The organism is Niallia circulans NBRC 13626 (assembly GCF_001591585.1).
GTDB lineage: Bacteria > Bacillota > Bacilli > Bacillales > Cytobacillaceae > Niallia > Niallia circulans.
Map to the genome: position 1 here is coordinate 69,687 of NZ_BCVE01000001.1, position 14,342 is coordinate 84,028.

Annotated in this window: 16 protein-coding genes, 1 pseudogene and 1 riboswitch; of the genes and pseudogenes, 9 read left to right on the forward strand and 8 right to left on the reverse strand. The window is 33.4% G+C overall.

All coding sequences use genetic code 11. The features are described 5' to 3' along the window. Window positions 1–18 precede the first annotated feature (18 nt). Together BCI01S_RS00465 and BCI01S_RS00470 are read left to right on the forward strand one after the other, a co-directional pair. On the forward strand, window positions 19–999 hold the full coding sequence (locus tag BCI01S_RS00465) for an N-acetylmuramoyl-L-alanine amidase (RefSeq protein ID WP_061796087.1): 981 nt from the start codon (window positions 19–21) through the stop codon (window positions 997–999). A 511-nt stretch (window positions 1,000–1,510) separates the two neighbouring features. After that, window positions 1,511–1,756: a hypothetical protein gene (locus tag BCI01S_RS00470; protein ID WP_061796089.1), complete on the forward strand. Its 246-nt coding sequence runs from the start codon at window positions 1,511–1,513 to the stop codon at window positions 1,754–1,756. 387 nt (window positions 1,757–2,143) lie between these two features. Here the strand turns inward: BCI01S_RS00470 and BCI01S_RS00475 are convergent, their stop codons facing one another. Genes BCI01S_RS00475 through BCI01S_RS00485 form a run of 3 tightly spaced genes read right to left on the reverse strand, consistent with a single transcriptional unit; the run spans window position 2,144 to window position 3,139 of the window. Next, window positions 2,144–2,500: a YhjD family protein gene (locus BCI01S_RS00475; RefSeq protein WP_061796091.1), complete on the reverse strand. Its 357-nt coding sequence runs from the start codon at window positions 2,498–2,500 to the stop codon at window positions 2,144–2,146. Between the two features lie 14 nt (window positions 2,501–2,514). Further along, complete coding sequence (locus BCI01S_RS00480; protein ID WP_061796094.1) at window positions 2,515–2,844, reverse strand: YolD-like family protein; 330 nt, start codon at window positions 2,842–2,844, stop codon at window positions 2,515–2,517. A 13-nt stretch (window positions 2,845–2,857) separates the two neighbouring features. Then, entirely contained in the window at window positions 2,858–3,139 is a 282-nt protein-coding gene (locus tag BCI01S_RS00485) for a DUF1827 family protein (RefSeq protein ID WP_061796097.1), read from the reverse strand. 106 nt (window positions 3,140–3,245) lie between these two features. Between BCI01S_RS00485 and BCI01S_RS00490 the strand changes: the two genes are divergently transcribed. Then, window positions 3,246–3,464 (forward strand): hypothetical protein, encoded by a 219-nt coding sequence (locus tag BCI01S_RS00490; protein ID WP_061796099.1) that lies wholly within the window; start codon window positions 3,246–3,248, stop codon window positions 3,462–3,464. Window positions 3,465–3,466: 2 nt separating this feature from the next. Next, window positions 3,467–3,727, forward strand: a complete 261-nt coding sequence (locus BCI01S_RS00495; RefSeq protein WP_061796101.1) for a YolD-like family protein — start codon at window positions 3,467–3,469, stop codon at window positions 3,725–3,727. 34 nt (window positions 3,728–3,761) lie between these two features. On the opposite strand, the gene BCI01S_RS25855 is transcribed toward BCI01S_RS00495, so the two are convergent. Continuing rightward, window positions 3,762–4,337 carry an SHOCT domain-containing protein gene (locus tag BCI01S_RS25855; protein ID WP_061796102.1) on the reverse strand — a complete coding sequence of 192 codons (576 nt, stop codon included), beginning with the start codon at window positions 4,335–4,337 and terminating at the stop codon, window positions 3,762–3,764. A gap of 598 nt (window positions 4,338–4,935) precedes the next feature. Between BCI01S_RS25855 and BCI01S_RS00505 the strand changes: the two are divergent. Next, window positions 4,936–5,829: pseudogene (locus tag BCI01S_RS00505) on the forward strand (peptidase dimerization domain-containing protein); the annotation flags it as partial. Between the two features lie 544 nt (window positions 5,830–6,373). Here the strand turns inward: BCI01S_RS00505 and BCI01S_RS00510 are convergent. Both BCI01S_RS00510 and BCI01S_RS00515 read right to left on the reverse strand, forming a co-directional pair. Then, on the reverse strand, window positions 6,374–6,718 hold the full coding sequence (locus BCI01S_RS00510) for a hypothetical protein (RefSeq protein WP_235844415.1): 345 nt from the start codon (window positions 6,716–6,718) through the stop codon (window positions 6,374–6,376). A 51-nt stretch (window positions 6,719–6,769) separates the two neighbouring features. After that, on the reverse strand, window positions 6,770–7,096 hold the full coding sequence (locus BCI01S_RS00515) for a hypothetical protein (protein WP_156485375.1): 327 nt from the start codon (window positions 7,094–7,096) through the stop codon (window positions 6,770–6,772). Between the two features lie 526 nt (window positions 7,097–7,622). On the opposite strand from BCI01S_RS00515, the gene BCI01S_RS00520 reads away from it, so the two are divergent. Next, window positions 7,623–9,071, forward strand: a complete 1,449-nt coding sequence (locus tag BCI01S_RS00520) for an alpha-amylase (RefSeq protein WP_061796106.1) — start codon at window positions 7,623–7,625, stop codon at window positions 9,069–9,071. A 42-nt stretch (window positions 9,072–9,113) separates the two neighbouring features. Here BCI01S_RS00520 and BCI01S_RS00525 read toward each other — a convergent pair whose 3' ends face one another. Continuing rightward, entirely contained in the window at window positions 9,114–9,755 is a 642-nt protein-coding gene (locus BCI01S_RS00525) for a LysE family transporter (protein WP_061796108.1), read from the reverse strand. Between the two features lie 300 nt (window positions 9,756–10,055). On the opposite strand from BCI01S_RS00525, the gene map reads away from it, so the two are divergent. The 3 genes from map to BCI01S_RS00540 all read left to right on the forward strand — a co-directional run bounded on the left by map (window position 10,056) and on the right by BCI01S_RS00540 (window position 13,587). Then, the gene (map, locus tag BCI01S_RS00530; RefSeq protein ID WP_061796110.1) at window positions 10,056–10,799 is read left to right on the forward strand and encodes a type I methionyl aminopeptidase; all 744 of its coding nucleotides are present in this window, start codon (window positions 10,056–10,058) and stop codon (window positions 10,797–10,799) included. Between the two features lie 355 nt (window positions 10,800–11,154). Further along, on the forward strand, window positions 11,155–11,574 hold the full coding sequence (locus tag BCI01S_RS00535) for a hypothetical protein (protein WP_047944621.1): 420 nt from the start codon (window positions 11,155–11,157) through the stop codon (window positions 11,572–11,574). A 277-nt stretch (window positions 11,575–11,851) separates the two neighbouring features. Beyond that, a riboswitch (Lysine riboswitch) is annotated at window positions 11,852–12,030 on the forward strand. A 156-nt stretch (window positions 12,031–12,186) separates the two neighbouring features. Further along, complete coding sequence (locus tag BCI01S_RS00540) at window positions 12,187–13,587, forward strand: amino acid permease (protein ID WP_061796111.1); 1,401 nt, start codon at window positions 12,187–12,189, stop codon at window positions 13,585–13,587. A 59-nt stretch (window positions 13,588–13,646) separates the two neighbouring features. Here the strand turns inward: BCI01S_RS00540 and BCI01S_RS00545 are convergent, their stop codons facing one another. After that, window positions 13,647–14,150 (reverse strand): hypothetical protein, encoded by a 504-nt coding sequence (locus tag BCI01S_RS00545; protein ID WP_047944619.1) that lies wholly within the window; start codon window positions 14,148–14,150, stop codon window positions 13,647–13,649. Window positions 14,151–14,342: the final 192 nt, after the last annotated feature.

Consider the following 14,342-nt stretch of genomic DNA (forward strand, 5'->3'; position numbering starts at 1 on the left):
ATGGAGTGTGAAGGAAAAATGGTAAAAATTTTTATTGATGCAGGACATGGTGGTACTGATCCGGGAGCAATAGGAAATGGATTAAAAGAAAAAGAATTAACATTAAAAATTGCAAAAAAAATCCAAACGTTACTAGGTAATTACGAAAAAGTTAGTGTGAAAATGAGCAGAACAGGTGATGCCTCACTTACCTTAAAACAACGCACAGATGCAGCAAATGCATGGGGAGCAGATTTTTTCCTTTCTATTCACATTAATGCTGGCGGAGGAACTGGTTACGAGGATTATCGTTACAATACTCTAACCGCTTCAAGCGGTACTGGAAAAATTCAAGCAGCTATTCACGATGCAGTAATGGCAGAATTAAAACCATATGGGGTAAAAGATCGCGGAGCAAAATCTGCTAATTTCCATGTACTACGTGAAAGCAATATGTCAGCTGCACTTTCTGAAAATTTATTTATCGATACAAAGACAGATGCTGACTTACTGGAACAAGATGAAGTATTAAATGCCATTGCACGCGGTCATGCTGCAGGATTAGTCAAAGCTTTTAATCTAAAGAAAAAGATAACTACTACTCCAGCAAAAACAGTTACACAGAAACCAACATCTCCATCCATCGTATACGAAGCGCATGTACAAGGAATTGGTTGGCAAGGTAAGAAAAAGGATGGACAAACAGCTGGAACAACTGGAAAATCCAAGAGATTAGAAGCATTGACGGTTAAATTAGAAAATACTACTGCAGAACTGGAAATGGAAGGACATGTACAAAAAATTGGTTGGACCAATCTTAGAACAGATGGAGAAGTAATTGGAACCATCGGAGAGAGTTTACGTTTAGAAGCAGTTAAAATAAAAGCAAAAGGTTTAAATATTCAATATAGAGTTCACGTAGAAAAAGACGGTTGGACAGCATGGAAGAAAAATGGAGCAGTTGCTGGAACAACAGGTCAAAGTAAGCGCATCGAAGCAATTCAAATTAAAATTGCATAAAATAATGCAGATGGATATAAAATAGTTATACAGCATGATTATCTCACACAACCCTGCTCTTAATTGAGTAGGGTGTTTTTAAAAAAATTACAAATTTACCATATTTTTTTAATAAAACAGTAGACAAGTGTATAGTGTTATGATATAATTAATATAGTTAAGGAGGAGGTGAAAAAATGCTAGATGATATGATAAAAATCCTTCAAATCATCTTCTATGTGGTTTCAATAGCTTGGATAGCTCAACAGTCCCACAGAGATAATAATAAGAAGGATTAAGGTTAGGAGGTTAGCCGAGGTTACGACTCGGTTAACTTCTACCAATATTATACTAAATTCTAGCATAAAATATGACAAAAAAACAAGTTTGGATAACTTCATGGATTATAGCTAGTGCAGCAGCTATTGTTATTAGAACACAAATAACCAACATATTTACAACATCTTTAGTTGCTGTTACTTTAGCACCGACAATTTACTTTATTATTAAGGATATGAGGAGAAAGTAGAAAATGGAATTTCATCTGAAAGGAAGAAGAGAGGTCGAGGATTTCTTTGCCACAGAAATTCTCGGCTCTACAGAAACAAGAGAGTTATTAGATGTGAATAGACAAAGACTTGCACAACTAAAAGATAGTGGCCGTTTAAAGCCAATCAAGTCACTTGCAAAGGAAAATTTATTCTTGCGGAGTGAAGTCTTGGCATTAAAAAAAGAACTGCAGGAATTGCGAAAACAAAAAGGATCTAAAAAATTATGATCATTTCACACTACCCTGCTCATTTGAGTGGGGCATTTTTAAATTTTAAAAGGAACAATAATATAAGCGTCGAATTAAATATTAAAGACAAAGGAGGGATGTACAATGAAAGATCCAGGCGGTGGAGGAGGAATACTAAAAGTTAAAGACCCCGGTACTGGCGGACATTAATAATTACCTACTCAATCGAGTAGGTTTTTTATTTTGTATTTTTTTTGAACTATAAGGAATTTACTTCCGCAATAAAGAAACCTCCTTGTATGAAAGGAGGAATAAAATGAACGACTTTAAAATATTATTGCAGCTGAAAGAACAGTATGAATCCACGCAAGACACCTCAGATTTAAAAATTCTAATTGAAATATTCTTAAATAACTTTCCTATTGATTAATGACGATGCAAAAAATAATCATTAAGTCGGTTTTCTGTATTGTTTCTTAGATTATCATTAAAATACCTATGTACCTCGTTATATCCATCAAAGTAAAAATTATACTCGGTAAAATAACCGTCATTTTCACCTTTTACTAACTTCCATTTGCGTTTATACATCTTGGTTTTATTTTCACGCATGTCCTTTTGAATTTTTTTCATTGTATGTTCAATTAAGTTTAGATAGACTTGATTGAGTTTAAACGGTGCAGTCTCAGCTACCTTAAAGTCACGGTCAAGCACGGTTAACAGCATTGGAAAGTATATAGCGTTTTCGAAAATATCTCTTTCTTCATCATTAAGTCTACTCATAATATCTGCTCCGTTTAGGCTTTTTCTACGTCCACAAGTTTTTTAAATGATACGTAATGTATATAACCTTTTTCGTCTTGGATACGCAGCTGGTTGTTTAAATAATCTATGTAAACAGTACGCCCAATTAAAGTATCTATGTAACCATTATTATAAAGACTGTATTTTAGTAGCTGATTATATTCCATCGCTTCATGTATTAGTATGTCTATATCGTTTAATTTGTCTTCATCCAGCACAGGCTGTTCAATCTTATTTTGGCTCTCAATAACTTCTTTTACTCCTGCTACATGTTCAGGCAGCATCATCGCTACCCATTTTTTCGTACCCCGGTCTTTTAACATGACAAGTTCTCCTTTAAATCATTTGTTTGTATATATGAATAATTCCTTTTGTCGATTTAAAGATTTCTACATCTTTGAACTTAGATTTCATAATTCTAAATAATGCATAATTAATTTCGGAAGTTTTAATACTCCTGTAAGGGTTGGAGATGCTTAAATGCTCTCGAAAAGCGTTGGAACTATAGATAATGTGTGTATCCTTATTTTTAAACACTCTCGTATCTAATGAAATGTCACCACCATTTGCTACAACTATTACTTCATCTGATTCATGAGTTATATCTTTAAAATTCATCATAGACACTCCTTTTTTAAAAATAATAACAGAACAATTGTTCGATTTCAATATTGATTTCGAACAATTGTTCGTATATAATTATGTCAAAAGGGAGGTCTAACTGATGATTGGTTTACTTAAAAGAGCTACAGAAAGTAAAGAGGTTTTAGAAATGATTTATCAAAACAATAAAGGGGAATTCAGCCAACGTAGGATTCACGTTATTAAAATGAATGAAGAGTCCTTTAGTGCTTATTGCTTTACTCGTAAGCAGCAACGCACTTTTAAGATAAGCAACGTTTTATCGGTTGGACCAGTACGGAAAGTAAGGAGAGGTGCATAATTATGACGTTAGTAAAACCTAAGAAAGTTAAAAAGCCATCAAGACCAAGCCGAGATGAATTTGAATTAGAGGAAATTGCCAACACTTTAATAGAAGCATTAGAGGATAAGGCTGAACTAAGATTAACTGTATGGAAGAGAGAAAATCCAGTCCGAGGGAAAGTAGTTAAAATGGATGGAAATACAAAACTCATACATATAGAAAGATTCACTGAAACAATCAAAATTCCGTTTATAGATATTTTGCAAGTAAAAAGAGTTTGAATAAAAGCCCAACTCGTTTGAGAAGGGCTTCTTTTTATAAATCCAACAGTTGTTTCTTCTTGTCTTCAAATTCTTCTGCTGAAATAATTCCATCATCAAGTAATTCTTTGAATTTACGAATTTCACTTGCTGCATCAATTTGTTGTTTGTTTTCTAACTCTTTTTTAATTATCATACTTGATAGTGATGAATATTCATCTACAGTACATTTAACAGCTATAGTAAATTCTCTTTTTTCTTCAATATTATATAGGGTAACTTGGGCAACTGATTGATCTTTTTTTCCACTCCCCATTCCTGCACCAGCAATGGTTCCAAGTGGTCCAGCTACTAAGGTTCCAACAAGAGCACCACCAGCAATTTTTCCACCACTTCGTCCTTCTTGAAAGTTCCATTCTACATTAGTTACGTAATACTTTTTTGCTTTACCTTTATTAAGTAATAAATATACTTTAGTAATACCGTTTTCTAGTTGTCTAAAGCAGACGTACTGATCATTACTAGCATTTTTCTTATTCAATATGAGAGAAGCGCCTGAAATAAGCCTTAAATCTAATTTGTTTATTACCTTTTCTTTATCATCTTTTGATTTTTTTGAAAATAACCCCAATTATATAACCTCCTTGATTATTTTATCTTATTTCTTCTAAGATGATTTTTCTATATATTCGACAAAAATAGACATGACTTTTATCCTTTTTATTTTTATGAAATAAATTAGATTAAATTGTAAATATATAAAAGTTAGTCAACTTAATAGAAAACATATGTAAAATGCAATTTAAACATGTACAATATGGATATTAAATAATAAAGGAGAAGGTTAGAAGGATAATATTAAAGGCGTTAAAATAGGAGAAGAAACTATAGTAGTAGATTCTTTATATGGTTTATTAGAACCTGAAGAAATTTCTTTGTTTTCTGTGACTAAAGAGCAAGGATCAGCCAGCGTATTAGTTACTGGATCCAGCAGATAAAAGTGTTATTTTAAAAAAATACTCAACAGATGTAACAGTGTTTTATAAATAAAATGTGGTCAAAGTGATTAAAAACCACAATGACCACACAATGACCACGCAATATATATAAAAATTCGAAAATAAAGCGAAAAGAACAGAAACATCACTTATAATATTTTGTAACAAAACGAAAAAATATGCTATTAAATACACTAGAAAAAAAGAACAGAAAAATTTTGAAAATCAATTCACAACATGATCGGTACTATGGGAATTGCTGCCGGAATTGGTCTTAGTAAAGTTTTAAGCGAAACAGGAGGAAAAGTGATTGTTTACGGCACGCCTGCTGAGGAAACGAAAGGCGGCAAAGTAACAATGGCAGAGGCAGGAATTTTTGAAGAGCTAGATGTAGCGATGATGGTGCATCCATTAGATAGCTATATGAAGAGCGGCGATTCTCTTGCAATGGACGCTATCCAATTTGAATTCTTTGGCAAAGCTGCTCATGCAGCAGCAAGCCCACATTTAGGCATCAATGCACTAGATGCTGTATTACAGACCTTTAATAGTATCAATGCTCTAAGACAGCATATAAAGTCAGATGCTCGTATTCATGGTGTAATCACAGAAGGTGGAAAAGCGGCAAATATCGTCCCTGACTATGCTGTTGCACAGTTTTATGTCCGAGCAGGAAAAAGAGAAGAAGTAAATAAATTAGTAGAAAAAGTGAAACAATGTGCAGAGGGAGCTGCCCTGCAAACAGGTGCTACAGTTAAATCTAGTTTCTATGAATTCTCCTATGATGATATGATTACCAACCAAACTTTATCTGATTTATTTACAAAACAACTTGTAGATTTAGGCGTAGAACCATCTGAAATACAGGAGCAGCGGGATGGTTCAGGATCCCTTGATATGGGCAATGTAAGCCAGGTGGTACCATCTATTCATCCCTATGTAAAAATCTGTAATGAGGCATACGCTTGTCATACTCATGAATTTAGAGAAGCTGCTATGTCTGATCAAGGTAGAGATGCCATGATTTTAGGTGCAAAGTCAATGGCCCTTACAGGTTTAGAAATTCTTACGAATAAAGAATTACTTGCAGAAATAAAAGCGGAATTTATAAAAACCAAAAACTAATACTTTCCCCTTACATTCAAATGGTAACTCAATTTGAATGTAAGGATTTTTTATTAAATTAAGGAATTTTATGACATTATCTTTCTTTCGATATAGAAGAAAAAGATTCCTTTATGAAAAACAGGGAAGGGAGGAACGGGTTATGAAAACTTAATATCGAGTATAAATTAATTTGTCATCTTTTCTAAACTAGATTTTAATAGGAGCCTTCTTCCATTGGTTTTCCATAAAATGCTTTTCCTCTATCCCCTTGTATAGTAAACAGTACTTCGAAATGTTGACCTTGCCCAATGAAATATTTATCGTTTAATTCCTATTAAAAATTCCATAATAAGGCAAATTTTTAACATATTACCATCAATCATCTTTTGTTCTTTTATTGTGTGACTCCATGTATAAGTCTATTGTAATAATATTCCCAGTGAAAAAGAGAAGACTACTCCATAATAAAAGAAGTGCAGTTCATTTAGTAAGACCTTAACTAAAAAGCGATAAAACTATTTAAAAGTTATGTAGGATAGAGCAGCCAAGTAAACTCACCGCTCTATAATCTTTTTAAATTATATAGTTTTGCATTAGCCACATCGTTTACACTATTACCATAAAAATTTCCCATTTTTTCTTTCGTTAATTTTTCTAGTGTTTTTACAGCCTTTTGAAATTCTATATCTGTCATTTGCCCAGTAGCAAGAAGGGAGCATAAAATAGCAAAGCCTATTGCTGTCGTATCAATATTTACTTCAACTGCCAAATCAACATCTGAATTTCCACTACTTTTTATAGTGTTAAACGATTCATTATCATTGTTAATTCTATTAAAAGTTTTAGAAAAACCCCAGGACCTTAATCTTTCTTCATTTCGAATAGAATTGTTGTTTTTTTTAACCATATTATCATCCTTTAAATAGTGGGGTACTTATGTACCCCACTTCACTATTACTTAATCAAAATCGATATCTGTGTTTTGGTCTTGATCATTATCTTGATCAGTTTCTTGATCTGCTCTAACACGTGCGTTGCTTCTGCTATTCAAACGGATATCTACACGTGAGTTCCCAGAGTTTGTAACACGAGCAGTATTGGTATTCTTATTTCTAACTTCTGCTTCAGCATCTGAATCTGCATCCGCACGTACATCATTATCTAAGTCAAAATCGTTATCAACATTCACCTCTGTTCTGCCATTATTTCTTCTATTTTTAGAAGAACCCTTAAAGTAACTTTGGTTACCAGCGCTGTCATAATCTTTTCTTGACATTCTATTCACTCCTTTCCTTTTCTTAATTTCAACTTATTCATAATAAGATAAGAAAGCATAGACAATTTCTCTACTGTTATCGCCTTTTTTTTTGAGAATTGGTCTTGAATATAAGTAGATAAAGAATAATCAACATGAAAATAACTATACAATTGTTTTAAATTTGTTGAATTAGTAATACATCCATCATAGAGAACCCAGGGTCTAGGTAAAATGCTAATGACAAAAAAACGATGAAACGTTGAAAATAAGACTAAAATAATAACAACTCAAATCAATAATAATTCCGCATATTCACTATATGAGTCTTTATATTGGAAGTACTTTTTTTATATTTAATAATTCTATAGTAATTAAATTTTAGTAAAAATAAAGAATAGAAAATATTTACTTTTTTTATAATATTCTTTTTATACTCTTTTTCAACTATGCTTGAAAAATAATATTTTTGGGTAGTATTACTTCATATGAAAGCTTCTCAATAATTTTCATTGTGAGAAAAGCTACAAATTTTATGGAGTAGGAGAAATGATAGATGGAAAATCAGACATTGATGCAATTTTTCGAATGGCATTTAGACGCAGATGGTCAACATTGGAACCGATTGAAAGAAAAAGCAGGAGAATTAAAGGAAGCTGGTATTGATTCCATTTGGATTCCACCTGTGACGAAAGCTGCCTCCAATGAAGACAATGGATATGGCGTTTACGATGTATATGATTTAGGAGAATTTGATCAAAAGGGCAGTATTCGTACAAAATATGGAACGAAAAAAGAATTACTGGAAGCAATTGAGGCATGTCATAATGTCGGAATCCAAGTCTATGTGGATGTGGTAATGAATCATAAAGCAGCAGCTGATGAGAAAGAAACATTTAAAGCAATTGAAGTGAATCCGGAAAATAGAGAAGAAGAGATATCAGAGCCACATGATATCGAAGCATGGACAAAATTCACTTTTCCAGGAAGAGGAGATACTTATTCATCCTTTAAGTGGAACTTCCAGCATTTTAACGGAACCGATTATGATAATAAAACAAACAAAGAAGGGGTATTCCGCATTGTAGGCGATAATAAAATGTGGAATTCAAACGTCGATGATGAATTTGGAAATTATGACTATTTAATGTTTGCAAACATTGACTATAATAATGAGCTTGTCCAAAATGAAATGATTTCATGGGGAAAATGGCTTTACCAAACACTAAATTGTGATGGCTATCGATTAGATGCTATTAAACATATAAACCACGATTTTATAAAAAAATTCGCCACTTCCTTGCTGAAAGAAAAAGACGATTTTTATTTCGTAGGTGAATTTTGGAAAGCTGATCTGCAAGAATGTCAGGAATTTTTAGAGCAAATGGATTACAAAATCGATTTATTTGATGTCCCGCTACACTATAAATTGCACACTGCTTCTATGGAAGGAAGTAACTTTGATTTATCAACGATTTTCGAGGGAACGTTAGTAAAAGAAAATCCTCTTAATTGTGTAACATTTGTTGATAATCATGATACACAGCCAAATGAATCGTTAGAATCATGGGTAGAAGATTGGTTCAAACAAATTGCCTATAGCCTTATTTTACTTCGAAAAGACGGCTATCCAACTATATTTTACGGAGATTATTTTGGAATTGGCGGGGATGCGCCAATAGAAGGAAAAAAGGCAGCCATTGATCCCTTATTATATGTTCGCAAGAAAAAAGCTTACGGCAAACAGGATGACTATTTTGATAATCCAAATATAATTGGCTGGGTTCGCCATGGAGAAGCTGAAATAGAAAAATCCGGTTGTGCTGTTGTCATATCCAATAAGGATGATGGATTCAAGAAAATGTTTGTTGGTGAATCACGAAGGGGAGAAGAATGGATTGACTTTACGAACACAAGAAAAGATCACGTGACAATAGATGAAGATGGATACGGTGAATTTCCTGTTGATGCGCAGAGTGTTTCCGTATGGGGATTAGCTGATTAAAAAGATAGGGCATGTTGTTTTTACGCAACATGCCCCATCTTTTTATGAGGAAAAGAATAATTTCATCATTCCTTGATAACCAAAGTACACGCCAAATATAACTAAGGAAGCACCAGAAATAATGGAAATGCCTCTTAAAGTTCCAATTGTAAGAAAACGTCTAAAGCTATTAGTTAAAGCAGCTACAATCAAGTCCCATAAAGTAAGACCAAGAAATATCATACTGCTGTATATCAATAAAGAACTAGTCCCATTTTCTTGGGCCGTCTTTGCTAATATCGAGCCATATATACCTAGCCAAAATAAAATAGATAACGGACTAGTTATAGACATGATAAATCCTGTTAAAAAACACTTAAACAAAGAATCTTTTCCTCGAAGGGAATCTAATTTAAGATGTTGGGCACCTACAATACTTTCCATCCCGGTATAAACCAAAATAAAGCCCCCAAATAGCCAGAGAAAAATTTGGATGATATCTATTTCAAGAAAATGAACCATGCCTATATAGACCAATATCATAAAAACACCATCTGCAAGCATGGATCCAAAACCAACTATCCAAGCATGCCAAAAACCATTTTTTATTCCTTTGTCAATTCTCGCGGAATTTACTGGACCAATCGGAGCAGCTAATGTAAATCCTAGCAAGATATAGCTAAGTAAGATGGTGACACTGAACATTCGTCTTTCCCACATCCTTTCTTGTACATGCTATGTAAAAAAAATAGATGATATGTGATTTTAATTAGAAAAATGAAAACTTATTTATAACCAATGGATAACAACGCTTTATTAGCAAAATAACTTCACTAAATATTTAAACCAACATAATTGAGAACGTTAAAAAAGAATAAGCCATCTCTCTGTTCTTCTTTTTTATTTGGCGATAATAATGGAATTTCTTTTACTTAGTGCTTTATTTAGCATATAATAGTATACGCGAAAAAGATTCGAGAACTGATATAAACAAGGAGAATTTATATGATAGTAAAAAGTGAACAAGACATTAACGGTTTAAAAGAAATCGGGAAAATCGTAAGCATTATCAGAGAGGAATTAATAAAAAATACAGTACCGGGAGTGACGACAAAAGAATTAGATAATCTGGCTGGAAAGTTATTTGCCGAACATGGTGCGGTTTCTGCCCCTCAAGAAATGTACGATTTCCCAGGATATACTTGTATATCTGTAAATGAAGAGGTCGCACACGGAATCCCAGGAGATCGTGTCATTCAAGAAGGAGATTTAGTTAATATTGATGTTTCTGCAAGCAAAAATGGATATTTCGCTGATACTGGAAAATCGATTGTAGTAGGAAATGGCGATCCTAAGCTTATTAAACTCTGTGAAGTAGCACAAGAAGCTTTTGAAGAAGGGCTTAAATGCTTCAAACCAGGAGCGAAGAAGAATCGTATTGGAAAGTTTGTATACAACACAGCAAAAAAGAACGGATTTACGGTAATTAAAAACCTGACAGGACATGGAATTGGAACATCTCTTCACGAAAAACCAGATCATATTCTAAATTATTTTGATTCATGGGATACAGAACTGCTTCGAGATGGAATGGTAATCGCTTTCGAACCATTTATATCAACCGGTTCGGAGGAAGTAGATGAAGAAAATGATGGCTGGACATTTACTACTAAAGATAAAAGCTATGTTGCCCAGTATGAGCACACTGTAATTATTACAAAAGATAAACCAATTATTACAACTTTATAAATAGAAAGAAGCAAGCACTGTTTCAAAATAGAGCATCCGACCATAGACAAACACCTTTAAATTCAAGGTCTTTGCCTGTGGTCTTTTATATTCCTTTTTACTACAACTGTTTACTAAGATAAGAATAAGTATGAATTATTTGTTACGGGGAAGACGCTGAAAAAGTGCAATTGGAGTTTTTAACATATTCCTTATTATATGTTCAGTTATGAAAAAATTGGTGATACAATGTATTTATATGTTCGCGCATACAAATATTGTAAATTAAAAGTTCGAACTAGGGAAAAGCACCGCTGCTTGAAATTCTGATTGGAGTGTTCTTGTATTACCGATTAAATGAAAAGGAGAGTATTTTTTGAAAAAGAAGAAGTTTCTAATCACCTGCTCAGTCTTCCTTATTGTTATTTTTTCAAGTGTTTATGTATATGCTTCGACTCTTTCCATTTCTGGTAAGTCAGACAATGGCATGTGGAAGTATACTTATAAGAAAAATATAGACCCAAGTGAGCCAACAGGCTGGCAGGGTAAATTAAAACAATTAGATAAACAAAAAGTGGAAGTAAAAGAATTAACATTTACGGATAACGATGAGATATTAGCACAAACTGATTCCTTTGTGGAAGGAACAGATATAGATGGGTCAGTCACTACTCTGCATCCTTTTGCTACAGAATTTTATTTAGGGAATAGTCCGGAAAGAGGGCATATTTATAAAATGACTGTAAAATGGCAGAAAGAGGGAGAGACATATGAAGATACTTTCACGATTCATTAAACACTTGAACGATGTAATAGATTAATTTTAATTATAGATTTCATCGTAAACTCCACATTTCTAAACAAACAAGCTCTGTTTTAAAGCAGAGCTTGTTTGTTTAGAAAAATTTAAAATTGACAATGTTTTTTAGAGAGCTCTTAAAACAATAAACGATGAAAGAATCTATAATTGCGAATTTAGCGACATTTCCTTCTATTTATATATCCATTGACATTGATGGTCATATCTCGTAACCTAGTACATGTAATTTCATAATAAAATCCTTATCAGCTCGAGATGAGGTAGAGGTCGCGATTTTTATTAGTAAAAAGAGGGAAAGCCAGAGAGCTTATTGATTGCTTTTGAAAGGAAATATCGCCGAAGCACTATTATTCTCTGATAATAGTAGCTGGGTCTGCATACGAATAGGTGCAGAACTGTCATAGGATCTTACTATGATGAACTATCCTGTTTATCTGATGGTGTTTTCGAATTTCACACCATTTAAAGGTGTGTTTTTTTTTATGCCTTGGAAATAATAAAAATACAATGGATTGTATACAGATATAAGGCTTCAAGTAAATCTCCTATGTCCTAGCATGAGCAAAATACATCATAAAGGAGACAAATATGAACACAAAAGGAAAATTAGGACTGGGGATCTTAATATCCTTAGTCGTTGGAAATATGGTTGGCTCAGGAATATTTATGCTGCCACGCTCATTAGCGGAAGTTGCAAGTCCAGCTGGCGTTATTCTTGCATGGTTATTAACCGGATTTGGTGTGTTAGTCACAGCCTTAGTATTTGGAAATTTAGCCATACGCAAACCAAAATTAACAGGTGGACCACAAATTTATGCGAAAGAGTTATTTAAACGAGGGTCCAAAAAATCTACTTTATCTGGTTTTATGTCAACATGGGGATATTGGATTGGAAATTTAGCTGGTAATGTTGCCATTATTACTACTTTTGCTGGCTATTTATCCACTTTTTTCCCTATTCTAACAAGTGAAGCAGCATTATTCCATGTTGGCTCTTTTACCCTTTACGTGGGAAATGCGTTAACCTTCCTTGTTTGTACCATTTTATTATGGGGAACCCATTGGATCATTTTAAACGGGCTAGAAAATGCCGGGAAATTAAATATACTTGCTACTTCTGCAAAAGTAATCGGTTTTATGCTATTTATTATTATTGCCTTATTTGCATTTGAAACAAGCAATATCCTTCCTTTTGCTGAACCGAAAGTTAATGCAGCAGGTCATTCGGTTGGTCTATTCGGGCAAATCAACAGTGCAGCTATTACAACATTATGGGCATTTATCGGGGTAGAGTCTGCCGTCGTTTTTGCCTCACGTGCAAAAAAACAGGCAGATGTTAAAAAAGCAACCATTATTGGACTATTAATTGCATTAGCAATCTATATTGGAATTAGTACACTTGTTATGGGAATTCTTTCTCAAAATGAATTAATCGCTTCGCAAAAGCCTTTAATCGATGCAATCGAAGCTGTACTAGGACCAATTGCCGGTAAAATACTAGCAGCTATCGGATTAATCAGCTTATTTGGCTCTACAATCGGATGGATTATGTTAAGTGCAGAAGTACCTTATGCTGCTGCTAAACAAGGAATTTTTATTCCTGCTTTCTTAAAGGAAAATAAAAAAGGTATTCCAACCTTTTCTTTAGTCGTGACCAATATTTTAGGTCAATTATTTATTTTCTCCACCGTTTCAAGAAGTATTTCGCAGGCATTTGACTTTATCATTTATATTGCCACATTAAGCTATCTTGTTCCTTATTTAATTTCGTCAATCTTCCAATTAAAATTAGTTATTTCAGGAGAAACGTATACTTCCATGAAATCGAGAAAAGTAGACTTTGCTATTGGAATCATTGCAACCATTTATTCTATATGGGTAATTATTGCAGGAACTGCAGATATTAAAACATTTAGCTTCGGAGTACTTTTACTATTAAGCGGAATTCTTTTCTATAACCAATTGAATAAAGGGGCTAAACCAGAATAATACACATATTCGAGCGGCAAAGACCTTGTTTTTACCGCTCAGTTTCTTTTTATAAAGGATTAAAGTGATTCACTCACTGTACTATCATCCCATTCCACTTCATGCTCTTTCGCAAGTTTATCTAGTTCATTCATATATTGTCGAATTAGTTTACGAGCTTCCTCCAGCATAGCATTTGCCTCTTCTACAAGTGTGATATCCTGTGTTTCTAGCGCTGTAAGTATTTTCACAAATGCATTGTATTGTGTGTCAGCGCCTTCGATATATATTTCATGAATTTCTCTTAATTCCTCTGTTTCCACTTGTACTGAATTCAACTCTTTAATAAATTCATTATAATTGGGAATAACGGTCGTTTGGATTGTATCATACATAGTCCAATCATCCGTATAATTAATACCTGAAACTGAATCGTATGCAGAAACAGCCTTTACCTCTAATTCAAATGCTGTTTTCATATCCTCATTTACATATTCAAGTAAATCCTCTCGAACTGGATCGGCTGAACAAGCAGTAATTAAAAACAGAAAGGGTAAAAACAAGATTTTAATAACTTTTTTCACTACTCCACCTCCTTCTCCTTACTGTATGAACGAGTGGAAGTCCACTATGAAAGCTAATTGGAAAAAGATGAGCCTAATTTTTAAAACTATCTTGCAATGCAAAATACTATATGGTAAGATATGTTTAAAGATAGAATCTTGCTATACAATATAACCGCTATCTTGTTAAACAATATAGCCTGAATAGAAAGG